The sequence below is a fragment of the Microbacterium sp. JZ37 genome (genome assembly GCF_035188445.1).
In the GTDB taxonomy this organism is placed as follows: domain Bacteria; phylum Actinomycetota; class Actinomycetes; order Actinomycetales; family Microbacteriaceae; genus Microbacterium; species Microbacterium barkeri.
On sequence record NZ_CP045253.1, the window covers coordinates 40423 to 64398 of the forward strand.

The following is a 23976-nucleotide window of genomic DNA, read 5'->3' on the forward strand; positions in this document are numbered from 1 at the left end:
CTGGGGAGACAGAGCCCGGCCTCGGCTCGGATGGCCCCCTGGCGTAAGCTCGCAAGCGGATCGTGAAAGGACCCGCGATGAGCGAATCGCCCGAGCACCCGTCGGCTCCGCCGGTGACCCGTCGCGCGCGCGGCGGACAGCACACGGCCAAGCGATCGCGTCGCGGCGGCGCCTGGAACACGGTCCTCACCGTCTTCGGCGTCCTGCTCCTCGTGGGCGGGATCGGCCTCGGCGCTGGCACGCTCCTCGCCCCGCAGTCGGTCGAGCAGGCGTATGGCGCGATCAAGGTCGGCGTCGCCGAGAAGGTCCAGCAGGTGCAGGAGGAGGTCTTCGAGGAGCTCCCCACCGTGAAGCTGGGCGTCTCGGGCGGCCAGACCGAGCTCGACTGGTGCGACGGAACCTTCACCGAGATGCTCTCGTACGAGCGCGACGGCGTGCCGCCGGTGTGGGCCGCGCACAACAACTGCGGCGGCGACGTGCTCCTGCCGTGGGAGATGGGCCAGCGCATCCGAGTCGAGGGGGATGACCAGGTCTACGAGATCGTGGACATCCGGTACACCTCGAAGATCTGGTCGTCGACCGCCGACCTCGTGGGCCTCAAGGGCGCGTTCGCGCTGCAGTCGTGCTTCTACGGCGAGGACCGCATGAAGTTCATCGGCCTCGAGCCGGTCGACGCGTAGCTGAGGAGCGGCAGCGTCGCGAGGCACGAGAGCACGGGAACCGCGAGCAGCACGTACATGACGGCGTAGCCGTCGGGGAGCCCGGGCAGAAGTCCGGGGGCGATCAGAGTGCTCGCGAGCACGGGCGCGACGATCGGCGCCAGCGTGTTGGCGACGTTGAAGACGCCGAGCCCGAGTGCGGACTCCGTCGGCGGCAGCGCCGCCTGGGCGATCGACCGGGTCGACGTGAAGCCCGCGCCGATCGCGCAGCCGGCGAGGGCTGTGGCGATGTGGAAGTGCAGCACCTCGGTGGCGAGGCCGCGCCCGACCATCGCGAGCGCGAGCACGATGAGCGCGGGGGCGAGGAGACGACGCGGGTCGACGCGCGCAAGCGGCGTCGCGGCGATGAGAACGGATGTCGCGACGACGCCGAGCGCGCCGATGAGCGTCGCGAGTGACACGAGGCGGACGGCCAGGGCGTCCTCGAGGGCCCACCGGTCGAGGAACAGATAGAGGCTGAAGGTGAGGCCCGCGGCGAGCTCGAGTGCGAGCACGAACCGCACGGCGAGCACCGCGACGAACCGCCGCGTCAGCAGCGCGGCGACCGCACCCAGCCGCCACGGCTCCGCCGACGCGCGCCCCGGAAGGCGACGGAGTCGCAGGGCCACGAACAGGATGGCCGCGGCCGCGATGCACGGGACGACGAGCGTCATCGCGACGATGCGCGTGGGAAGGAGCGCCGCGGCGGCGAGGCCGGGGAGCGTCCCGATCAGGGAGGCCGCGGAGAAGACGCCCGCGGCGCGGGTGCGGTCCTGCGGGGCGAGCCCCTCCGAGAGGAGCCCGTTGATCGCGCCGAAGCACGCGTTGTAGCTCGCCTGCGCGAGCATCCACGCGATGGCGAGCCATGTCACGTCCGGCGCGAACGCGACCGCGGCGCAGGCCGCCACTCCGGCGATCGCCCCCGCGACGAGCCACGTGCGTCGTCCACCGGGCACGCGGCTGCGGTCGGCGGCCCATCCGAAGAGCGGATTCGCGAGCATCGCCGCGGCCGAGCCGGCCGCGGCGACACCGGCGAGTGCGGTCGGCGCGGCGTCGGCACCGACCATGTCCCGGATCATGACCGAGAGCCCCACGACCGCGGGCGCCGTGAGCGATCCGAGCACCGCGCACTGCGCGAGTGCGAGCAGGAGCACGCGCCTCACGACACGGCCTCCTCTCCGTCGCTGTCGTCCTCCGGGGACAGGAGGTCGAGCGCGATCGCGCGTGCGAGAGCCTCCTCGCGTGAGCTGACGCCGAGCTTCGCGTAGAGCGAGCGCAGCTGCGCCTTGACGGTGTTCACCGAGACGAAGAGGCGCTCGGCGATCTCGGCCCTGCTGCCCGTCTCGGCGAGCGCATGCAGGACCACGGTCTCGCGGCGGCTGAGGACCGGCGCCGCCTCCGCGCCCCAGACCGAGTCGTCGATCTGGGCGGGGAACGCGGCGAAGGCGTCGCGGAGCACCTCGGCCGTCCCGAACTCCGCGGCGCCCTCGAGGGCCGCGAGGATGCGCTCGCGGTCGGAGGGGGAGACGAGCACGAGCGGCCAGCGGAGACCGTGCTCGGAGACGATGCCCGCGATGCGGGCCGCCGTGCGGTGGGTATCGCGCAGGCCGCCGGTCCGCAGCGCGAGCGTGGTGGCCGAGATCGCGGCGAACAGCTCGTCGACCGGGTCGCGGGCGTCGCGCTCCGCGCGCGCGATGAGCGGCGTCGCGCCGGCCGAGCCGGCGAGCGCCGACTCGGCCATCCCCTCCACGGCGCGCAGCAGGGGCGAGGAGCGCCGGTTGTTCCCCCGGCGGCGCACATCGGCGATGTGGCCGGTCACGAGGTCGAGCAGAGCCTCGGCGGTCGCGAGGCGGTCGAGGCTCGAGGGGAGGGTCGACCGCTTCGTGCGCGCCGCGCGAACGCGCTCGAATCGGTAGGCGGCCTCGCGTCGGCGCCCCAGCATGCTCTCCGCGAGCACGCGCGCGATGAGGATGAGCTCCCAGTGCTCGATCGTGTCGAAGTGCGGATCGAGGACGGTGAGCTCGTCGAGCGCGCCCTGCGGGTCCGGCTCCGAGAGCAGGACCCACGCGCGCGCGATGCGGGCGAGAGCGCCCATGTATCCGTCCCGCCAGGTGTGCGGCCAGTCGGCGTCGACGATCCGCTCGAGGGTGCGGCGCGCGGAGGTGACCCGCCCGGCCATCGCGTCGAGGAAGGCGAGACCCGACAGCGCGGCGTTGCGGCGATGGCGGAAGTCGTGGCGGTCCGAGAACTCGACGAGGGCCGAGAACGCACGCCGGGCGGTGTCGGGCTCGTCGGCGTAGAACGCGCTGACCCCGCTCTGGTACAGGAGGGTGCTCGCGATGTCGGCGAGACGGTCCTCCGGGCTCGGCGCGGCCTCCATCTCCTCGAGCAGATCGATGCAGCGTCGTGCCGCATCGATCATCCGCCTCGGCTGACCCAGCATCCGCCACACCACGCTCTCGAGTCCGCGGTGCACCGCGCGCTCCCAGGGGCTGAGGCTTCGGCTCTGCAGCCGCGCCATGACGCCCGCCGACGCGAAGAACTCGGGCGCGCGGCTGTGGGTCGCCGGGTCGGCATTGAGGACGAGTCCGTACCAGAGCGCGAGCAGGGGATGGCGGTGGATCTGGACCGCGGGGATGCGGCGGAGGAGCTCGACGACCCGCGATCCCTCGTCGCGGTTCAGCGGGAGCGCCCGAAGGGCGACGTGGCCGGCGAACTCCAGGTCGCGGGCCTCGAGGGCGTGCTCGAGCGCCGCCATGTCGTCCTTGAGCTCGTGGAAGAGCCACTGCGCGATGCGGGCGTGGAGGTCGCGCAGCGCGTGCGGCTTGCGTGCCGCGAAGTCCCCACCGGCCTGCGCGCGCACGTGCGTGCCGTAGCGGAAGAGTCGGGCGCCCGTGTGCGACTCGATCCAGTGACCCGCACCCGCGCTCTCCAGGCGCGTGAGGAGCTCGGATGCGTCGTCGCGCCCGGTGAGCTCTCGCGCGAGATCCGCGTCGAGGACCGGGGAGAGCGCGGTGGCGCCCACGAAGTCGCGCAGCTTCGAGTCGCCGAGCCGGTCGATGAGCTCGCGATGCGCGTGTGCGAGGACATCGTCGCTCTCGCGCTCGCCCGAGCGCGCGACGGCGTCGAGGCTGTACCGGAGCGAGCCGACGTGCCGCGACGCGTCGTTGCCGGCGATGAGGTCGCGCGCTCCCGTGGACAGCCAGGGCGACGCGGTCTCCGCCACGGCGCGGACCTCGTCGTCGGTCAGAGCGAGATCGGCCTCGGTGAGCACGCGCCGCCCGAGCGACGGCTCGGCGTGCTCCAGCGCGGTCGGCTGGCTGGTGGCGACGATGCAGCGGAAGCTCGGCACATCGCGGAGGAGGCGGAGCAGATCGTGCGCGACCTCGTCCCACGCGTCGCCGTGGGCACCCGGGTGCACGCCGTCGACGATGAGCGTGACGGGCGCGGCGACGTCGTCGAGTGTCCGCCTCATCGCCGATTCCACGTCGCCGGGGGCGTCGGCGATCGCGGCGACCTCGCGGTAGAGCGTCGCATCGTCGACGAGTCCGCGGGCGTGCACCTGGGTCAGTGCGCGGAGCCAGAAGCTCGCACGCGACGTCGGCGCGGGGTCGCCGTCGATCCAGACGACCACAGCCTCGTGCGCGTGCTCAGCCCACTGCGTCAGCAGCGTCGTCTTGCCGGTGCCTCCCGCGGCACGCACGATGCAGAGGCGCTCGGGTCCGTCGAGAGCGGCCAGGAGCCGCGGTCGCACGATCGACCCGGACGGCGGCTGAGGCGCCGTCGGGAACGAAGCGCGTGATGTCACGTTCCAGGCCTCCCTCCTCGACCCGCGGTCGCGCGCGTGCGCCGCGGGGTCTTCTCGGGTGAACGGCGGGTCGGGCGACGCGGTCACACCAGTGTGGACCCGAGCCTACGCCGGTCCGAGAAGCCCGGGAGGATCGCGAAGCTCGCGCTCGCCGTCGTCGTCGTGAACCCCATGAGGTCGTCCACCTCGTCGAGCCGGTGCTGGGTCTGGACGAACGTGCGCAGGTCGCGCTGGAAGCACGTGAACAGGAGCCCCGCATCGGCTGTGCCGTCCGCGGCCATGCCGTCGTCGAACCCGTATCCACGCCGGAGCATGAGCGCGCTGCCGGTGAAGGACGGGTGGGCGGCGCGGACGTGCGAGCGGGCCGGGATGACGAACTCGCCCTCGGGGGTCTTGGCGAGGAGATCCACCTCGTCGTCGGGCGCACCGCCGGAGAGCGGCGAGCCGTCGCCGCGCCGTCGCCCGACCACGCCCTCCTGCTGCGGCTGGGCGAGCGCGCGGAAGCGCTCGATGTCGATCCGCAGGCGGCGGATGACGCAGATCGTGCCGCCCGCGAGCGGGCCGTCCGCGATCCACACGTGCTCCGACATCTCCCGATCGCCGTGCGGCACGATGATGCCGTCGAGGAAGCCGATCGGACTCCGGGCGACGGTGCCCTTCCCGACGCCGCGGAACCCGCGCTGCGCCCAGCGAGGGACGGCGCCCGAGCGCGCGATGAGGGCGCGAGACGCTGCAGCGGCGTCGTTGACGTCGCTGCTGCAGACCGCGATCAGCAGGTCGCCGCCGGAGCGCTCGGCGGGAAGACGCGCGTCTCCCGCGAAAGCAGGGAGCGGCTCGGCGCCGGGGAGCGAGCTGTCCAGGGCCGCGAGCACCCGCGGGCCGAGCCCGACCGTGACCGTCAAATCGCGCGGTCCCTCGAACATGCCGGCGGAACTGCGCGCGCTCTCCCCGTCGGGGCCCGGCTCGACGAGCGCCGTGATGAGCTCGCCGAGGTGTGCCAGCATCTCGCGAAGACCGGATCGGAACGTCTCATCCGCGCCATCCGCGGCGGGGACATCCGGCAGGTCCAGCACGGTGACGACCTCGTGCGCCTGAGGGGTGGACGGGCGGTCGATGCCCGCCTGGTGCGCACCGTGCGGGTCCACGCGAGCGAAGGCGCCGGGCGCGGGCGTCTCCCATGCGGTCCCCGGCTCGCCGTTCGCCGCCGCCTCGACCGGGAACGCGCGCGACGCCGACCACCCGCCCACCGCGCCGGCCGCGACGCCGAAACCCGCGGCCGCGACGCTGCGCAGGAGATCGCGTCGAGGCAGGCCGGTCATCGCCCGGCTCCGAGGAACGCGTCGGCGAACGCGACGCCGGGAGCCTCGTCGAACTCGACGGCGGTCCACTCGCCGCTCCCGCCCAGCCGCACCTCCGCGCGGTGAAGGAGGCCGCTCCCGTCGATCCAGTAGCGCAGGACGGCGTCGCTCCCATCGTCCGCCGTGCCCGACTCCGGGTCGTAGGGGGTGTCGGAGGTCGGGCCCGCGATCACGTCCACGGCGACGTCGCCGACCGTCTCCTCCCGCAGCCAGCGGGCATCCGTCTGCTGAAGGAGCAGCGGGTTGTCGGGGCGGTCCGAGGTGAGGGAGAGCACCACGCTGAGCGCGGCGTGCAGGCGCGACGCGTCGGGCACGAGATCGCTCGTCGTCCACTCGGCCGCGTCCGCGTCCAGCCCGGGCGGCGGCAGCGGCGGCGTCGGGTCCGCCGACGGATGGCTGCTGATCGCGTCGGCACTCCATGCGATCAGCGAGCGCTCGCCGCGGGCGTCGATCGTCGCGTAGCCGAGGTGCGCGGCGTAGTCGACCCACCCCGACACCGCGTAGTCCTGGCCCGCGTCGGCGACGCTGAGCTCGACGGCGCGGACGCCGGCGTCGAAGTTCCGGAACCGCATCATCGCGAGGCTCTCGGCTTCGTCCGATGACAGGGGACGAGCGTCCTGAGCGGGATCCTCTGCGGGGGCCGGCGTCGGGGCGCATGCGCTGGCCGCCACGAGGACGGTCGACACGGCACCGCCGATGAGGAGGCGGCGCAGCAGGCGGCGGCCTCTCACCGGACGGCCGCCCGGTCTTCGAGGAGCGTCCGCTCGGGCAGCGGATGCTCGGAGGCTGCGGGCATGTCGACCGCGGCGGGCAGGGGCTGCGGCGGGGTCTCCACGTCGTCGAGACCCGGTTGCGCGGGAGGAGCGGGGATCTGGAGGAAGCTCATGCCGCGCGGCACCTCGACGTCGGGGGTCGTCCCTCCGCCGGGTGCGACCGTATCCGAAGGGCACGACGTCGCGCGGAGCTCCTCGGGGGCGGAGGTCGCGGGTCCTGCGCCGTCGAAGCAGTTCCCTCGGCCGAGAGCGCGTTCCGCCGACGTGTCCACGGCATCGACTCCGTTGCCGGACACGGCGTTGTCCGAGAAGGCGTTGTCCTCGGCAGGGATGTCCTCGGAGTTCGACAGCAGGATCCCGGCGGTCGGGTTTCCCTCGATGCGGTTGGCCGAGATCACGTTGCGCTGGCCGCCGTTGACGGCGAGGCCGACGCCGAACCCGCCGAGCGCGTGGGCCGGCGACTCGCCGTTCGCGTTGTCGACGATGAGATTGCCGAACACCGCGTTCTCCCGCTGCGGGGTGAACGCCTCCTGGTAGTTCGAGATGAGCGTCATCCCGATGCGGTTGCCCGAGAACCGATTGCCCGCGATCGTGAGCGAGTCGGACGCATTCGCGTTCTCGAACCCGATGGCGTTGCGCTCAGCCACGTTGCCGGCGACGAGGATGTCGCAGTCTTCGCACTGGCCGACGTAGAAGCCCGAGTCCGCGGAACCCGACGCATAGGAGTCGGTGATCGCGCCGTGCCGGGCGTTGAACGCGTAGATCCCGTAGAGGCCGTTGTTGTAGGCCGTGACGTGGTCGATCGAGAACCGCTCGACGGGCGGGAACCGCTCAGGGTCGAGCTCGGTGTAACCGGGGCCGCCGTGCGCGAGAGGGCCGTTCTCGTCGTGCATCCCGGTCACGAGCACCCCGTAGAACTGCGTGGAGTGGACCGTCAGGTTCTCGACGCGCACGCCGTCGGCGGGCACGAAGACGCCGAACGAGTTCGTCCCGCCGCCGTCGATGATCGTCTCGTTACGGTCCTCGCCGCGGAGCGTCACGTCGTCCTTGTCGACGGTCACCTCCTCCGCGTAGGTCCCGGGGGCGATGAGGACCATCCCGCCCGGGGCGACGAGGTCGACGCCCTCCGAGATCGTCGCCGCGTCCTCGGGAACGCGGACGAGCTCCTGAAGTACCGGCTCCTCCGGCTGCGCGGACGTCGTGGTGCACCCCGTCGCGCTGAGGGCGATGGCGAGGATCGCGAGTGTCCTTGCGAGAACGGAGACGCGCGCGCGAGGACACATGCGGTCGAGCATAGGCCGGAACCGGCGTCCGATATTACGGATGCTCGGGATGATGTGAAAAGAGGGGTGAAATAGCGCACACAGCTTGCACACAGATTGCTCACAGCCGGTTGGCTGATCCCGCGGGGACATCCATGCCCGCTCGCGCCATGGCGGCGCGGCACCAGGAGCGCTCCGCCCGGAGCGACAGTCCAACTCGGAGGGGAGCACCGTGCCACGGTTGCAGAGGAGGTCCGAGCAGCGCGTGCTGTCCGGATCGTCGGGGGGTGCGCGGCGATGGATCGCCAGCGCATCGATCGCAGGACTCATCGCGACGGGGTTCGTCTCCGTCGCCGCGCCGGCCGCGGCCGCGACGGGCGATGAGATCACGGGAACGATCTGGCAGGACTACGACGCGAACGGCGTCTTCGACACCTATGAAGACGGGATCGCGGGCATCGAGGTCTATGCCTACGACGACGCGGGGAACTCCGCCGGACCTGCCGTGACCGCTGCGGACGGCACCTACGTCCTTCCGGTCACCTCAGACGCACAGCGTTGGCGCGTCGAGGCGAACGTCCCAGACACCCAGCAGTGGGAGGCGTGGGAGGACGCGGTCGTCGGTCGCGCGGGCGACACGACGAACGGCACGACCGTCCAGTTCGTCGACATCGCCGATGCCGGCGCCGTGGACTTCTCCTTCCACGTTCCGGGCGCGTTCGTCGAGAACAACCCGCGCGTCTACCTTCCGAAGATCCAGTACGCCGGATCGGATGGCCCCAACGCCGACAAGGAGGGCGGCCAGATCATCTGGTACGACGCGGAGAGCGCGAGTGCCAGCAGCGAGGTGCCGACAACGGTCAACGTGCCGTTCCGCGACGTCGGCGCCACCAACGGCTCGACGTGGCGCCGTGCGACGTCGCCCGACCAGGTGGGCGAGCTCTTCACCGCCGCGTACATGCGCCGCCACTCCGGCCTGGGTCCGGAAGGGCTCGGCGCGATCTACCGCGTGACGCCGGACGGCGGCACCCTTGATTCGGCAACCGGCTCGGGCTCTCTCTTCGTCGACCTCACCGACCATGGGATCGACGTCGGCGCGGAGTACGACCAGGGCGCGCTCCCCGGCCCGGACGGCATCCGACCGCGGGTCGCGATCGACAACCCCGCGTACGACTGGTCGATGGATGCCCAGGCGTGGGCGCGCGTCGGCCGCACGGGTCTCGGCGGCATCGCCATGTCGCCCGACGAGACGCAGATGTTCGCGGTGAACCTCTTCAAGCGCTCGCTCGTCGTCATCGACATGGGCGAGCCTGGCCAGCCGCCCGTGAACGTGCGTGAGATCGAGCTGGACGGGTACTTCCCTGACGGCAGCGACCTCCGTCCCTTCGGCGTCTCATCGGACCCGATGACGAACACCATGTACATCACGGCCACGAACACGGCCGAGTCGACGAAGAACAACGCCGACCTGCACGGCTACGTCTATGCGTTCGACCCGGCGAACCCCGCTGCACTCACCCAGGTGCTCGACTTCCCGCTTGACTTCCCGCGCTACGGTGACACGCCGCAGAGTCCCGGCGACTACCAGTTCTGGACGACGGACTCCGGTGACTTCGAGAACTTCGCGCGTCGTCCCACGCCGATCGTCGCCGACGCCCGGGTCCAGCACGGCAACCTCGTCGTGGGCGTGCGCGACCTGCACGGCGACCTGATCGGCTACCAGACCGCGGTCAGCCCGACGGATCGCCGACTGGCGACGATCCGTTCGGTCGGCGACGTCTACATGGCCACGGGCAACGGCGACGGCACGTTCACCATGGAGTCGAACGGCTTCGCCGACGGCGTCCAGGGAGACGGCGCGACCGCGCCCCTGTACCAGCAGCCTGCGGGCCTGCTCGGTCCGGGCGGGCACAAGTACTTCGACGACGCGTGGCAGATCGACGGCTTCCAGCCCGGTCAGTTCACGGGTCAGGCGCTCGGCTCGATCATCACGGTGCCGAGCCGCGACGACGGCGTGCTCACGACCGGCATCCATGTCGCCAACAGCGGATTCCAGGTGGGTGTGCGACGCCTCTATCAGGAGACGGGCGCGCACTACGACCCCCGTGGCGCGATGGTCACCCAACTCACCCCGGTGGCGGGGGTGCCGGACGCGACGATGAAGGGCAACGGCCTCGGCACGATGTCGGCTCTTGCCTCGGCTGCCCCGATCGAGATCGGCAACTACGTCTGGTACGACACCGATCGCGACGGCATCCAGGACCCGAGCGAGGACCCGGTCGAGGGCGCGACGGTCAACCTCTACGAGGTGGGCGCCGATGGCGCACGCACCCTCGTGTCGAGCACCCTGACCGACGCCAGGGGCGAGTACTACTTCTCGTCGAATCCCGATCTGAACACGAACGGCTACGCGCTCAAGACCAACGCCGACTACGTCGTCGGCATCGACAACCCGGCCGACTACGCGGAGGGCGGCCCGCTGCTGGGCTGGTACCCGACGGTAGAGAACACGGGTGACGCCGACTCAGTGGACGCCGACCGGAACGACTCGGATGGCATCGTGGAGGTGTCGGATGCGGGTCACTTCCCGTTCGCGGCGGTCACCACGGGCGGTCCGGGGCAGAACGACCACACGATCGACTTCGGCTACGCACAGCTCGACTACACGCTCGAGAAGCGCACGGTGTCGGGCCCGACGGAGAACCCCGACGAGGACGGCACCTGGACGATCGAATACGACCTCGTCGTCGAGAACCCATCGCTCTCGCCCGGCGAGTATGGACTCGAGGATGACCTGCGCGGCTACGGCGAGGGCATCGAGGTCGTCGGAACCGAGGTCGTCTCGGGGCCTGAGGGCGCCGTCCTCAATGAGGACTGGGACGGCGTGGAGAGCCGGTCGGTTCTCGCCGAGCGGTTCCCGATCGCGGCCGAGAGCATCGGCGACGACGCGCACGTCTACCGCCTCGCGGTGACCGTACGCCTCGCGGCCGACGCCGAGACCGGCGAGGCGACCGTCGACCCGGCCCAGCTCGGCTGCACCGACGGGCAGACGCCCGCCGATGCGACAACGGGCCTGTTCAACACCGCGACGCTCGACCCCCTCAACCACGAGGACCTCGTCGACGACGAGTGCGGCGAGCTGCCGCTCGTCGAGCTCGACAAGACCATCGTCTCGGAGCCCACGGTCGTCGACCGCGACAACGAGCCCGGCGTGTGGGAGGTCGTGTACGGCCTCGAGGTGCGGAGCCTGACGGGCGCCGACACCGACTACGACCTGGTCGACGAGCTGCGGTACGGCTCCGCGGTGGAGGTGCTCTCGGTCGAGGCCGAGAACGTCGATCCGGGTGACATCGCCGTGCGCGACGCGTTCGACGGCCTGACGGATCACGTGATCGTCACGGACGAGCCCATCGCGGGCGGTGCCACGCACCGCTACGAGGTGACCGTCCGGTACACCTTCACGCTGCCGAACCCGCCGGCCGACCCGAACCCGTCGGACTGCTCCCTCGCGGGCAGCGGCGAGAGCGGAACCGGTCTGCTGAACACGGCGCAGACGGAGTTCAACGGCTACCCGTCGCCCGACGACGAGTGCCGCGAGCTCGGGCAGGTCACGCACGAGAAGGAGCTGATCTCGGCGAACCCGATCGGGGACGGCCGCTGGCAGGCGGACTACCGGATCACCGTGTCGAACAAGGGCGTCGAGAAGACCCTCTACGACCTCGACGACACGCTCCGGTACGCCGATGAGGTCGACGTGGTCTCCGCCGAGGTGACCGGTGCGCCCGAGGGCGTCACGCTCGCCGACCCCGCCTGGGACGGCGAGGAGAACACGCGCGTGGCTTCGCTCGTGCCCATCCTGGGCACGGACGATGAGGGCTACGCGCCGCACGAGTACACGCTGAGGGTGATCTCGGATGTCCCGCTCGCGTTCGAGGGCGCGGGCACCGAGGACGACCCGACGGTGTGCGCGGACGGCACGGTGCGCCCCGGCGGCAGCGCTCTGTCGAACACGTCGACGCTGACCGACGAGGCCGGTGTGACCGAGGACGACGAGGCGTGCGCGCCGCTGCCGTCCATCGACATCGACAAGTCGATCTCGGCCGGCCCGGTGCCCAACGGCGACGGGACGTGGACCGTGACGTACGACATCGTCGCGACGAACGACGGTGCAGCCGAGGGCGTCTACGAGGTGTCCGACCGGATGACCGAGATGGGCGACCTGCGGGTGCTCTCCCGTGAGGTCGTCGAGACGCCGGAGGGCGTGACCGCCCAGGAGGGGTGGACCGGTCTGGGCGAGGAGGGGTCGGCGGAGAACGTGATCGCCTCCGACGTGCCGCTCGCCGCGGGCGGGGTGCACACCTACCGCATCGAGGTGCTCGTCGAACTGGACGAGTCGCTCGGCGGGCTGGCCGAGGTGGCCTGCTCCGAGTTCGACGAGGATGGCGCGGCCGGACTGGTGAACTCGGCGGGGATCGGGCACAACGATCTGGCGGATGCGGACGACGCATGCGTGACAGTCGCCCAGATCACGATCGACAAGTCGATCTCGGAAGGCCCCGTGCCCAACGGCGACGGCACCTGGACGATCGTGTACGACCTCGTGGCGGAGAACCTCGGCGAGGTGTCGGGCGAGTACGACATCTTCGACCGTCTGCGCTTCGGCGAGGGCATCGAGATCGTCGAGTCCGAGGTGGAGGAGGCTCCCGATGGCGTCACGGCGCTCGAGTCCTGGACGGGACTCGGTGACGAGGGCGCGGCGGAGAACCTCATCGCCGAGGACGTGACGCTCGAGGGTCAGAGCAGCCACACCTATCGGGTGGCGGTCACGGTCGCACTCGATGAGTCGTCCGTCGACCCGAATGCTCTGGCCTGCCCGGAGCCGGGCACGGGGGGCTCCGGCGGTCTGAACAACGCCGCCGCCCTCCTCCACAACGGCATCGAGTCCACGGACGAGGAGTGCGCGTCGCTGCCGCTGTTCACCTTCGACAAGACCCTCGCCGAGGGCCCGGTCGCGAACGGGGACGGCACCTGGACGATCGTGTACGGCCTCGAGGTCGCGAACGTCGGTCAGGCCGCGGGCGACTACGACCTCGACGACAGCCTGCGCTACGGCGACGGCATCGTCGTGGAGTCGTCGGATGTCGTCGCGACGCCCGAGGGCGTCGAGGACCCGGCCGGTTGGACGGGTCGGGGCGCAGACGGTGACGACGAGAACCGGATCGCCACGGCGATCCCGCTCGACGCCGGTGCTGCGCACTCCTACCGCGTCGCGGTCACCGTGTCGCTCGACCTCGAGACCGTCACGCCGGATGCGCTCGCGTGCCCGGCGCCGGGCAGCGGCGAGAACGGCGGCCTGAACAACGTCGCGGGCATGACCCACAACGGCGAGACGCAGGAGGATGACGTCTGCGCACCGCTGCCGCTCATCGAGATCGAGAAGTCGCTCTCGGGTGCGGTGACGCCGGTCGAGGGCCAGCCGGGGCAGTACGACGCGACGTACGAGATCGCTGTGACGAACAGCGGTCCGGCGGCGGGCGCGTACGACCTTGATGACGAGTGGGTCGCCGGCAACGGCCTCACCGTCCTCGGCGTGCAGGACATCTCCACGGATGCTCCTGACTCGGTGGGCATCAACCCGGGCTTCGGCACGGATGGCGACACCCGCATCGTGACGGGGCAGCCGATCGCGGCGGCCCCCGAGGGTGGGTCGACGGTACACACCTACACGGTCGTGCTCCGCTATGCGCTCGATCTGGCCGAAGTCCAGACACCCGCGGCCGACACCTGCGACGCCGGCGACCGCAGCGTTCCCGACGGCGCGCTGCGGAACGACGCCACGGTGAACTGGAACGGCATCTCCGACGAGGACGACGCGTGCGTTCTGTCGGGCAAGCCGACTCTGGACAAGGAGCTGACGTCGGCCACCCCGGTCGGCGAGGGCCAGTGGGAGGTCGTGTACGACCTGACGGTAGGCAACACCGGCAACGAGCCGACGCGGTACGACCTGGACGACGAGTTCCTCTTCGCTCCGGTCGTGACGGTCGACGAGGTGTCGGTGACCGGCCCCGAGGGCGTGGAGATCGAGGGGTCGTTCGACGGCGCCGAGAACCAGCGCATCGCGACCGGCGTCGAGATCGCCGGGCTGGATGACGAGGGGTACGCCCCGCACGTCTACCGCGTGACGGTGCTCGTGGACGTGCCGCTCCACTTCGCTGAGGCGGAGCAGGACGGCACAGGCGCACCGGGTTGCACGGCTCCCGAGGGTGGCAACTTCCTCGAGCAGGGCCTGAACAACGCCGCGACGCTGACGGACGAGACCGGCGGGGAGATCACGGACACCGACTGTGCTCCGCTGCCGTCCATCGACATCGCCAAGGAGATCGTCGGCTCGCCGACGGTCGACGAGGACGGCGTGTGGACGGTCGAGTACGAGATCGTCGCGGTGAACGACGGCGCGGAGGCCGGCGTGTACGACCTCTCCGACCGTCTCCGCTTCGGCGCGGGCATCGAGGTCCAGACCGCCGAGATCGCTGAGGCGCCCGAGGGCGTCACGCCGAACGAGGCCTGGACGGGTCAGGGCGAGGAAGGCGCGGACGAGAACGTCGTCGCGTCGGATGTCGCCCTGGGTGCGGGAAGCGAGCACACCTACCGTGTGGTCGTGACCGCCACGCTCGACGCGGAGGCGACGGACGAGTCCACGTTCGCCTGCCCGGCACCGGGTGAGGACGGCACGGGCGGCTTCGCGAACACGGCAGGGATCGTGCACAACGATCTGACCGACACCGCGGAGGCCTGCGACGTGCCGAACGAGCCGGGCCAGCCGAACGAGCCCAACGAGCCGAACGAGCCCGGACAGCCGAATGAGCCCAACGAGCCGAACGAGCCCGGACAGCCGAATGAGCCCAACGAGCCCGGCAACCCGCCGGCTCCGCAGGACCCGCTGAGCCCGACCGGCGTCGCGATCGGCGTCGGTGTGCTGGGAGCCGCGCTGCTCCTGACGCTCGCCGGAGGGATCCTGCTGTACCTCCGTCGGCGCCCCTCGGGCATCGAGAGGTAGCGCATTCGCCCGCGCCTGACCGGTCAGGCGCGGGCGGGCCCGTCTTCCGATGGGCGCGACCGAGCCCCGTCCACGATCGACCTCCTCCCCCAGGAAGGTCGTGGGCGGGGCTCGACTGTACTCGGGGCCGCGATGGCGGTCAGGAGCGCTGCAGGTCAGAGGAGGCGTGCGCGCGCGGCGACGGCGACCGCGTCCTCGCGGCTCGAGACGCCCAGCTTGCGGTACACGCTGCGTGCCTGGCTGCGCACGGTGTTGAGCGACACATTGAGGCGCTGAGCGATCATGCCGAGCGTCTCGGAGGTGGCGAGCGCACGCAGCACGATCTGCTCCCGCGGGGTCAGTCTCACGACGCGGAGCGGGGCATGCGCCGTTCCGGTCCCCTCGGGCAGGGGATTGTGGACCCCGGCGAGCGTGCACAGCCGCGCGAGGTCGTCCGGATCCATCTCCCGGAACGCCGATCGGTTGCGCGTCGCCAGGTAGTACTCGTGGGCGCGTCGGAACAGCTCGCGCGCATCGTGCTCGTCTCCGCGTCGCAGTTGGGCAGCGGCGAGGACCAGGAGATGATCGAGTGCGTCCCGGCGAGTCGTCGTGGCCCGCTGGAGGGGAGACGACGACAGGCGGACCGCTTCGGAGAGGTGCCCCGCGCGCAGGTGCGCGCGGGCGAGCGGCACGTTCAGGAGGTCCTGGTCCGGATGGTCCACCGCGATCCCGAGGACGGCCGCCCCGTCTCCCGCGGCCAGGAGGAGGTCCGCGCGCACGCGCAGCAGAAGGCCTCCCGCGATCTCGGCGATACGGGATCCCGCCCCGTGCGCGGCGCACACCTCGTCGAGCTGCAGGAGTGCGGCGATGGGCGAGCCGAAGAGCGCGCCGAAGCGGGCCCATCCGGCCGCTGCGAACGGCCAGAGCTCGTTCGACGCGAACGGATCGCCGAGCGACCGCAGCGACGCCCGGGCGCGCTTCTCGTCCAGCTGATCCATCGCGAGTACAGCCGCGGCCAGGCGCGCGGGGGCTGTGACCGGACTCTCGACCGGCAGTCCGCCTCGCGTGTGGTCGCGCACCTCCCGAAGCCATCGTTCCGCCGAGGCGCGGCCGCCGGCGGCCGCCGACAGCAGCGCGGCGATCGCGGCGCCGTTCACGCCCGCGAAGTGGTGGGATGGCGCGGGCCCCATCTCCTCGAAGGCCGCGCGCGCGTGCACCATGGCGTCGTCGTACCGGCCGAGCAGCATCGTGGTGAGTGCACGCTGGGCGGCGAGCCAGCCCGGGCGGTGGTCGGGGTGTCGCGACCAGGGCAGCGGCTCCGCCTCCGGCATGCGGGCGAGCTGCTGCGCGAGCCGATGCGCGATGCCCTCCGCCTCCGTGCAACGGCCGCGGAGGCGCGCGCCGATGAGAGCGATCATCCCCGCCGCGTGCACATCCGCGCGCTCGCGGAACGCCGAGAATCGCAGGGCGAATCGCTCGCCACGCGAGAGATACAGCGGGAGGAAGCCGCGACGTGCGTGATCGCCGCCGGGCGTGGACATGTCGTGCGCCTGATAGGCGGCGAGAAGGAGACGAGGTCGACGCTCGAGTTCCGCCGGCGAGAGGGTGCTGACGAGGCGGACGAGCGCCGGCGCCTGCGTGGCCGGGAGCCGGAACCAGAGCGCGTCGGCGAGGTCCTCGACGGCGTCGAGGTCGCCGGTGCCGATCGCGTCGGCCAGCGCCTGCGCGATCTCGACTTCATCGGCGATGTTCGTCATGTCATCGACGAATGTCGCACAGCGGCGCGGTGTCCTCGGGCCGGTTCCGGGCCTCTTCACCCCGGAATTCACCCCGCCCCGGCCCATCCGCTTCACGGGACAGCGAAACGGGCCGGAACCATTCGGTTCCGACCCGTGTCGTTTCGCGCTCAGGGCGCGGAAGAGGGGAGAGCGGCTATCGCCACTGCGTCGTCATGAGGAAGCCGATGAAGGCGATGCCGAAGCCGATGACGAGGTTCCACGCGCCGATGTCGGGGATGGGGAACGCCATGCCCGAGAGGTAGAAGACGAGGATCCAGACGAGGCCGATGAGCATGAAGCCCACCATGACCGGCTTGAACCACACGGGGTTCGGCGCCTTGCCGCTCTCGCTGCGCTCGAGAGGTTCTTCGCCCTGGGATGCTCGTGCCATGCGCATGAGTCTACTAGGCGCACGCGCGATTCCGTGGCCGCGAGCTGCCTCGGCGGCACGCGCATGAGCCCTGCCGTTCACCTCGATTCGGCGACGACGATCTTGCCGACCACCTGGCCCGACTCGACCAGACGGTGCGCCTGACGCAGGCTCTCGGCGTTGAGCGGAGCCAGGGCCTGCGTGAGCGTCGTGCGGATGCGGCCCTCGTCGATGAGCTGCGTGACCCTCTCGAGCAGATCGTGCTGGGCGAGGAGGTCCCAGCCGTGCCGGGGCCGGGTGAACATGAGCTCCCAGTGCCACGAGATCGACTTGTCCTTCAGTGCCAGGAGATCGACATCACGGTCGTCGTCGATGGCGACGATCTGCCCGAAGGGGCGCACCACCTTCGTGAGCAGGTCGGTCCGCCCCCTGCTCTGGGCGGTGAAGACGAAATCGACGCCGCTGGGCGCGGCTTCGAGGATCTGCCGGTCCAGATCCGCCGCGCGGTGGTCGACGACGATGTCGGCGCCGAGCTCCTCGACCCACGCGCGCGACTCGGGGCGGGACGCCGTTGCGATCACGCGGAGGCCGGTGAGCTCCTTGACGAGCTGGATGAGGATCGATCCGACGCCTCCGGGGGCGCCCAGCACGAGGATGGTGCCGGTCGAGCTCTCGGTCAGGCGCAGCTTGTCGAAGAGCGCCTCCCACGCGGTGATCGTCGTGAGCGGCAGCGCCGCGGCCTCGGCGACGGTCAGGCTCCTCGGCCGGTGGGCGACGATGCGCTCGTCGACGAGCTGCTGTGCGGCATACGAGCCGGGCCGATCGAGGCTGCCCGCGTAGTAGACCTCGTCGCCGGGCCGGAACAGCGTGACGAGCTCGCCGACAGCGAGGACGGTTCCCGCGGCGTCCCAGCCGAGGACTCGAGCGTCGTCAGCGCCCGCACCGCCTGCGCGGACCTTCACGTCGACGGGATTCACCGAGACGGCTCTCACAGCGACGAGGATGTCGTGGCCGGTCGGTGCTCCGGGTGCCGGAATCGTCGCATCCTCGAGACTGCCGGGGAGGTCGATCGCGCCTCCCGTGCGCGACACCACGGCCGAGATCGTTTGCGAGGGGATGGTCGGGTTCGTCGTCAAGATCGCTCCTTCTCGTCGTCACGGCATCACGGTGGCGCCGCGGGACAAGACGGTAACCGGCGAACAGTGGTTACCCGCAAGGGGTTCTACTTTCCTTGGGAAAGTATGGCGACAGCGTGTGTGTAGTTCGAGTCGGCCCACTGCCGCAGCGCGACGATCGGGCCGAGCGCGCTGTGCCCGACGTCGGTGAGCTCGTACTCCACATGCAGCGGCACCTCGGGAAGAACGGTCCGATCGACGAGCCCGTACGTCTCGAGGCGCCGCAGCGTCGCCGTCAGGACCTTGGGCGAGATCCCCTCCAGGCGCCGCTGGAGCTCGCCGAAGCGCGCCGGGCCATCCGCCAGTGCGCCGATCGCGAGCGCCGCCCACTTGTTCGCCACGACATCCAGCAGATCCCGGCAGGGGCAGTCCGCGGAGTACACGTCTCCGCGTGTCTTCGGGCTCACCGTGAGCGGAACGTCCTCGTGGATGGCCATCGGCACGCCTCCCTGACCTGGTCTGCTTTCCGAAGGATAGTGGAGGACCGGTCGGGGAGGCGCGCTCGGCGGCGTCTAGCGCTCGGCCGGGTCGGCGTCGATGCCCTGCGTGGGCGTCGGGGTCGGAGTGGGCGTCGGCTCGCTGCCCGTGCAGACGCGGATGCGGATCGTCGACTGGATCGGCACCGATCCGATCTCGGACTGCGACACGACGCCCGGCTGGTCCGACTCCTGGCACGTGTCGTCCTCGACGACCTCCGCCGTGAGGCCGAGCTCCTCGAGCGCGCGCTTCGCGGCGTCGAGCGAGAACCCCTTGAGGTCGTTGACCTGGACGCGGCCCGTGGCGACCTCGAGGTCGATCGTGGCACCGGCGGGGAGCTCGTCGCCCTCCGCGACCTCGTCGTCTCCCGCGTGGACGCGGAGCACTGTCGAGGCCTTGTGCTCGGCATCGTCCACCGGCAGGATCGCGCCCAGCGAGAGCCCGGCCTTCGAGATCGCGTCGCGCGCCTGCGACTCCGTCAGTCCGACGAGTGCGGGGACGACCGCGACCTCGGGCCCCTCCGACACGAGCACCTCGACGCGCTGATTCGGGCTCACCGAGAGATCGGCGCCAGGGTCCGTCTCGACGACGACGCCCTCGGGCACCGAGTCGCTCGGCACGTCCTCGCGCACCGGCACGAGATCGCGCGCCTCGAGCTCCTCGACGGCCTTCTCGTAGGTCATCCCGGCGACATCCGGGATGATGCGGGCGGTCGACGGCGTGCCATCCCACGGGCGGATGGTCGCGAGCCAGAAGACGAGGGCGACGATCAGCACCGCGATGAGCGCGACCGCCGACCAGATCCACACGACCGGGGGGCCGGACTGCGTCCGCGTCATCGTCGTGTCGCTCGAGAGCTGCTGGAGCGTGCGCGCGGTCTCCTGCGCCTGGCGCGGGCTCGGGCCGTAGAGCTCGTTGGTGAGCGTGTCGAGTTCGCGCTTGGTCGGCGCACGGCCGTCCAGAGCGGCGTCGAGCGCCTCGCGGAACCGTGCGGCGTCCTGATAGCGCTGGAAGGGGTCCTTCGCGAGCGCGCGCAGCACGACGGGGTCCAGGCCCTTGGGCACGTCGGGGTTGAGGGCGGTCGGCGTGACGGGCGTCTCGCTCACGTGCTGATACGCGACGGCGACCGGCGAGTCGCCCCGGAAGGGCGGGCGCCCCGTCAGCAGCTCGTAGAGCACGACGCCGGTCGAGTAGAGGTCGGCGCGCGCGTCGACCGACTCGCCCTTGGCCTGCTCGGGCGAGAAGTACGCGGCGGTGCCGAGGATGGCCGTGGTCTGGGCGACCGTGGACGACGAGTCCGAGACGGCACGGGCGATGCCGAAGTCCATGACCTTGACCTGGCCGGACTCGGTGATCATGACGTTGCCCGGCTTGATGTCGCGGTGGACGACGCCGGCCCGATGCGAGTACTCGAGGGCCTCGAGGATGCCGTCTGCGTAGCGCACGGCGTCCTTTGGGGCGACCGGGCCGCGCGCGATGATGTCCTTGAGGAGCGTGCCGGTCACGAGCTCCATGACGATGTACGGCACCGGGCGGACGCCGCCCGTGGCGTCGGTCTCGGTGTCCTCCCCGGCGTCGAACACGCGCACGATCGACGAGTGGGCCATGCGGGAGGCGGCCTGCGCCTCGAGGCGGAAGCGCGTCCGGAACGTGCTGTCGCCCGCGAGATCCTTCTCGAGGATCTTGATGGCGACCGTGCGGCCGAGCTTCTCGTCGAAGCCGCGGAAGACGCTTGCCATGCCCCCTCGGCCGATGAGCTCATCGACGCGGTAGCGGTCGTTGAGGACGCGTGTCTCGGCCTTCACAGATGGACCCCCCGGAGTAGCAGGCGGGGTCAGCATAGCCTCACCCGCTGAACGTCGGCCCCGCCGACGAGACGATCAGCCCGTCGTCGAGCCGCCCTGGCCGGTGCCGCTCTGGCCCTGACCCTGGCCGTTCGACGAGGTGTCGCTCGAGCCGCCGTCCGCGCCGCCGTCGGGGGTCGGCGTCGGGGTCGGGGTGCTCTCGGGCTCGTCGGCCTCGACCGTCACCGATCCCGAGGCGGGGGCCACCTGCGTGCTGTCGGGCATGCCGCTGCAGGTGACCGTGTAGTTCGCGGTGATCGTCTGGCCGGCCTCGCCGGCGGTGATCACGGCGCTCGTCTCGTTCTGGAGGAACTGCCGCTGGGGGCCGCCGACATCCGCGAAGTTCGCGCCGGTCAGCGTCACGTCGTAGGTCGCGTCGCCGAAGCCCTCGGGGCAGCTGTACTGTTCCCAGCGCACCACGAGGGAGGCGCCGGCCGGCACCTCGCTCGGCTGCGACCCGTTGTACTCGAACGTCGCGGCCTCCGCGGATGCGAAGGTGGGCGCGGTGTACACCGTGAGCTCGATCGTCGACCCCGCCGCGATGTTGCCGCGCGGCGAGACGGAGGCGACCGTCTCGATCTGGTCGGGGCTCGTCGCCTCCTCGCCCTCGGCGCGCGTGCCGGCCAGGCCGGCGTCGCTGAGGACCGAGAGCGCCTCCTCGTACGGCCGGCCGACGAGGCCGAGCGCATCGACGTCGACGAGCTGCGTCGCGGTCTCGCTGGGGGTCGGGGTCGTCGACGGCTGCGACGAGCTCGGCGGAGGGCTGCTCGTCTCGGTCGTCGGGTCGCCCTCGTCCTGGTTCATGAGGAACGCGGCGACCGTTCCGCCGAGCACGAGCAGCAGGAGGACGATGAGCGCGATGAGCGGCCACGTCCACGAGCTGCGCTTCTTCTTCTTCGGCTCCTCGGCCTCCGCGGGCGGCAGGCCCGGATCGAAGGGGATGGGCCGGGTCGAGTTCATGAGGCGGGTCGTGGCGTCGTCGCCCGCGCCGAGCAGCTGCGTGAGGTCGTCATCGGCGAGTGCGGCGCCCGCCGCGACGGCCGGCACGGCCGCGGCCGCTGCCGCGACGTCGCCGCGACGCAGCGCGTTGGCCGCGCGTGCGACGGCGGCCGACGAGGCGGGGCGATCCTCGGGCTTCTTGGCGATCATCGCCATCACGAGGTTCTGCACCGGCTGCGGCACGTCGGATGGCAGCGGCGGCGGCTGCTCGTTGATCTGCGCCATCGCGATCGCGACCTGCGACTCGCCCGTGAAGGGGCGCTTCCCCGCGAGGCACTCGTACGCGACGATGCCGAGCGAGTACGTGTCGGTCGCGGGGCTCGCCGGGTGGCCGGAGGCCTGCTCGGGCGAGAGGTACTGCACGGTGCCCATGACCTGGCCGGTCGCCGTGAGGGGCACCTGGTCGGCGATCCGGGCGATGCCGAAGTCGGTGATCTTCACGCGGCCGTCGGGCGTGATGAGCAGGTTGCCGGGCTTGATGTCGCGGTGCACGAGACCGGCCGCGTGGGCGGCCTGCAGCGCGGCGGCGGTCTGCGCGGTGATGTCGAGCGTGCGCTCGGGCGGCAGCGCCCCCTCGCGCTCGAGGATGGTCGACAGCGCCTCACCGGGGACGAGCTCCATGACGAGGAAGGCCGAGCCGTTCTCCTCGCCGTAGTCGAAGACGCTCGCGATGCCCTCGTGGTTGACGAGCGCGGCGTGACGGGCCTCGGCGCGGAAGCGCTCGAGGAACCCGGGGTCGCCCATGTACTCGTCCTTGAGGATCTTGATCGCGACCGAGCGCCCGATGACGTGGTCGGTCGCCTCCCAGACCTCGCCCATCCCGCCGATGGCGATGCGCGAGTTCAGCTCGTAGCGGCCGCCGAAGGAAACACCTCGTGTAGGTCTCATCGTCCCAGCACCGCCTCCATGACTTCCTTCGCGACGGGAGCCGCGATCGTGTTCCCGCTCCCCGACTGGCCCTGACCGCCGCCGTCCTCGACGACGACGGCGACCGCGACCTGCGGATCATCCGCCGGCGCGAAGCCGGTGAACCAGAGGGTGTAGGGGCCGTCGTTCGGCGTCTCCGCAGTCCCGGTCTTCCCGGCCACCTCGACCCCGTCAATTCTTGCATTGGTGGCCGCGCCATCCTGCACGCTCGCCGTCATCGCGTCGGTGATCGCGTCGGCGAGATCGGCGTCGAGCGCCTGGCCGAACTGCGAGGGCTCGAAGGTCTGCTGCACGGAGAGATCCGACCCGATGACGTCGTCGACCATCCACGGGTTCATGACGAGGCCGTCATTGGCGATGCCGGCGGCGAGCATCGCGATCTGCAGCGGCGTCGCCTGCACCTGGCCCTGCCCGAAGCCCGTGAGCGCGGTCTGCGCGTCGTCGTCGAGCTCGGGGTACGACGATGCCGTCGAGGGCAGCGGCGTGGTGAAGCTCTGGTTGAAGCCGTACTTCTCGGCGGCCGCGCGGATCGCGTCGTCGCCCAGCTCGACGGCCAGCTCGGCCATCGGCACGTTGCACGAGAGGCGGATGGCGTCGTGGAGCGTCACCTCGTCGCCCGATCCGCACGTGCCGCCGGTCGCGTTGCGCACGACGTGCGACGAGCCGGGCAGCTCGTACGAGGCGGGGTTCGGCAGCTTCGAGTCCATCGTGTAGTCGCCCGACGCGATCGCGGCCGAGACGGTGATGAGCTTGAACGTGGACCCGGGCGGGTAGAGGTCGCCCGCGATCGCGCGGTTCTGCAGCGGCTCGAGGGCGTCGGCCTCGAGCGCGTCGTAGGTCGCGTTGACCGCATCGGAGTCGTGCACGGCGAGCTGGTTCGTGTCGTAGCCGGGCGTCGAGAGCATCGCGAGGATGCGGCCGGTCGACGGCTCGATCGCGACGACGGCGCCCGTGTAGCCGCGACTCGTCATGGCGTCGTACGCGGCCTGCTGCGCGGCGGGGTCGAGGCTCAGCTCGATGCTCGAGCCGCGCGGATCCTGACCGGAGATGATCTGGTCGATGCGCTGGAAGAAGGCCGAGGCCGCCTGGCCCGACAGCTCCTGGTTCATCGCCTGCTCGAGACCGGTCACCGACTGGAGCACGGGGTTCATGTATCCCGTCACGGTCGACCAGAGCTCGGGGCTGGCGTACTGGCGCTGCCACGCGTAGATGTCGTTCGACGCCGTCGACGTCGCGATCTCCTGGCCGCCGGCGATGATCGAGCCGCGCTGCACCTCGAAGCTGTCGTACAGCGTGCGGCGGTTGAGCGGGTTCTCGTTGAGCGAGGCGGCCGAGACCACCTGGATCCAGCTCGTCGCGACGAAGAGCGAGAGGAACATGAACAGCACGACGATGCTGAGCCTGCGGAGCTCCTTGGTCATCCGATCACCGCCTCCTCCCGGTCGTTGAGCGAGCGGAGCGAGTCGAAACG

General features: G+C 71.1%; 14 protein-coding genes. 2 read left to right on the forward strand and 12 right to left on the reverse strand.

The window, feature by feature from the left end:
* The first annotated feature begins 77 nt into the window (after positions 1–77).
* Positions 78–680, forward strand: coding sequence for a hypothetical protein (locus GC092_RS00225; RefSeq protein ID WP_271172489.1), 603 nt, complete (start codon positions 78–80; stop codon positions 678–680).
* Here the strand turns inward: GC092_RS00225 and GC092_RS00230 are convergent.
* The 5 genes from GC092_RS00230 to GC092_RS00250 form a co-directional block, all read right to left on the reverse strand.
* On the reverse strand, positions 629–1861 hold the full coding sequence (locus GC092_RS00230) for an MFS transporter (RefSeq protein WP_324013356.1): 1233 nt from the start codon (positions 1859–1861) through the stop codon (positions 629–631). The genes GC092_RS00225 and GC092_RS00230 overlap by 52 nt on opposite strands.
* Positions 1858–4506, reverse strand: a complete 2649-nt coding sequence (locus tag GC092_RS00235) for a LuxR C-terminal-related transcriptional regulator (protein ID WP_324013357.1) — start codon at positions 4504–4506, stop codon at positions 1858–1860. Before GC092_RS00235 ends, GC092_RS00230 begins: the two co-directional genes overlap by 4 nt.
* An 83-nt stretch (positions 4507–4589) precedes the next feature.
* The gene (locus GC092_RS00240) at positions 4590–5825 is read right to left on the reverse strand and encodes a Dyp-type peroxidase (protein ID WP_324013359.1); all 1236 of its coding nucleotides are present in this window, start codon (positions 5823–5825) and stop codon (positions 4590–4592) included.
* On the reverse strand, positions 5822–6595 hold the full coding sequence (locus GC092_RS00245; protein ID WP_324013361.1) for a hypothetical protein: 774 nt from the start codon (positions 6593–6595) through the stop codon (positions 5822–5824). Before GC092_RS00245 ends, GC092_RS00240 begins: the two co-directional genes overlap by 4 nt.
* Entirely contained in the window at positions 6592–7920 is a 1329-nt protein-coding gene (locus tag GC092_RS00250; protein WP_324013362.1) for a right-handed parallel beta-helix repeat-containing protein, read from the reverse strand. Before GC092_RS00250 ends, GC092_RS00245 begins: the two co-directional genes overlap by 4 nt.
* A gap of 211 nt (positions 7921–8131) precedes the next feature.
* On the opposite strand from GC092_RS00250, the gene GC092_RS00255 reads away from it, so the two are divergent.
* Positions 8132–14956, forward strand: coding sequence for an SdrD B-like domain-containing protein (locus GC092_RS00255; protein WP_324013364.1), 6825 nt, complete (start codon positions 8132–8134; stop codon positions 14954–14956).
* 155 nt (positions 14957–15111) lie between these two features.
* Here the strand turns inward: GC092_RS00255 and GC092_RS00260 are convergent, their stop codons facing one another.
* The 7 genes from GC092_RS00260 to GC092_RS00290 form a co-directional block, all read right to left on the reverse strand.
* Complete coding sequence (locus tag GC092_RS00260; protein ID WP_324013366.1) at positions 15112–16692, reverse strand: LuxR C-terminal-related transcriptional regulator; 1581 nt, start codon at positions 16690–16692, stop codon at positions 15112–15114.
* Positions 16693–16867: 175 nt separating this feature from the next.
* The gene (locus tag GC092_RS00265; RefSeq protein ID WP_271172488.1) at positions 16868–17104 is read right to left on the reverse strand and encodes a cell division protein CrgA; all 237 of its coding nucleotides are present in this window, start codon (positions 17102–17104) and stop codon (positions 16868–16870) included.
* Between the two features lie 77 nt (positions 17105–17181).
* Complete coding sequence (locus GC092_RS00270) at positions 17182–18219, reverse strand: zinc-binding alcohol dehydrogenase family protein (protein ID WP_324013368.1); 1038 nt, start codon at positions 18217–18219, stop codon at positions 17182–17184.
* 86 nt (positions 18220–18305) lie between these two features.
* Positions 18306–18695, reverse strand: a complete 390-nt coding sequence (locus GC092_RS00275) for a winged helix-turn-helix transcriptional regulator (protein ID WP_324013370.1) — start codon at positions 18693–18695, stop codon at positions 18306–18308.
* Between the two features lie 75 nt (positions 18696–18770).
* Positions 18771–20576, reverse strand: coding sequence for a Stk1 family PASTA domain-containing Ser/Thr kinase (gene pknB / locus GC092_RS00280; RefSeq protein WP_416383282.1), 1806 nt, complete (start codon positions 20574–20576; stop codon positions 18771–18773).
* A gap of 39 nt (positions 20577–20615) precedes the next feature.
* A complete protein-coding gene (locus GC092_RS00285) occupies positions 20616–22466 on the reverse strand; it encodes a serine/threonine protein kinase (RefSeq protein ID WP_324013372.1) in 1851 nt (616 codons plus the stop codon).
* On the reverse strand, positions 22463–23926 hold the full coding sequence (locus GC092_RS00290; protein WP_271172483.1) for a peptidoglycan D,D-transpeptidase FtsI family protein: 1464 nt from the start codon (positions 23924–23926) through the stop codon (positions 22463–22465). Before GC092_RS00290 ends, GC092_RS00285 begins: the two co-directional genes overlap by 4 nt.
* Between the last annotated feature and the right edge of the window lie 50 nt (positions 23927–23976).

Coding starts and splice junctions, on each gene's coding strand:
- GC092_RS00225 (WP_271172489.1), top strand. CDS start 78: ATGAGCGAATCGCCCGAGCACCCGTCGGCTCCGCCGGTGACCCGTCGC.
- GC092_RS00240 (WP_324013359.1), bottom strand. CDS start 5,825: ATGACCGGCCTGCCTCGACGCGATCTCCTGCGCAGCGTCGCGGCCGCG.
- GC092_RS00250 (WP_324013362.1), bottom strand. CDS start 7,920: ATGTGTCCTCGCGCGCGCGTCTCCGTTCTCGCAAGGACACTCGCGATC.
- GC092_RS00260 (WP_324013366.1), bottom strand. CDS start 16,692: ATGACGAACATCGCCGATGAAGTCGAGATCGCGCAGGCGCTGGCCGAC.
- GC092_RS00265 (WP_271172488.1), bottom strand. CDS start 17,104: ATGGCACGAGCATCCCAGGGCGAAGAACCTCTCGAGCGCAGCGAGAGC.
- GC092_RS00275 (WP_324013370.1), bottom strand. CDS start 18,695: ATGGCCATCCACGAGGACGTTCCGCTCACGGTGAGCCCGAAGACACGC.
- pknB (WP_416383282.1), bottom strand. CDS start 20,576: ATGCTGACCCCGCCTGCTACTCCGGGGGGTCCATCTGTGAAGGCCGAG.
- GC092_RS00285 (WP_324013372.1), bottom strand. CDS start 22,466: ATGAGACCTACACGAGGTGTTTCCTTCGGCGGCCGCTACGAGCTGAAC.
- GC092_RS00290 (WP_271172483.1), bottom strand. CDS start 23,926: ATGACCAAGGAGCTCCGCAGGCTCAGCATCGTCGTGCTGTTCATGTTC.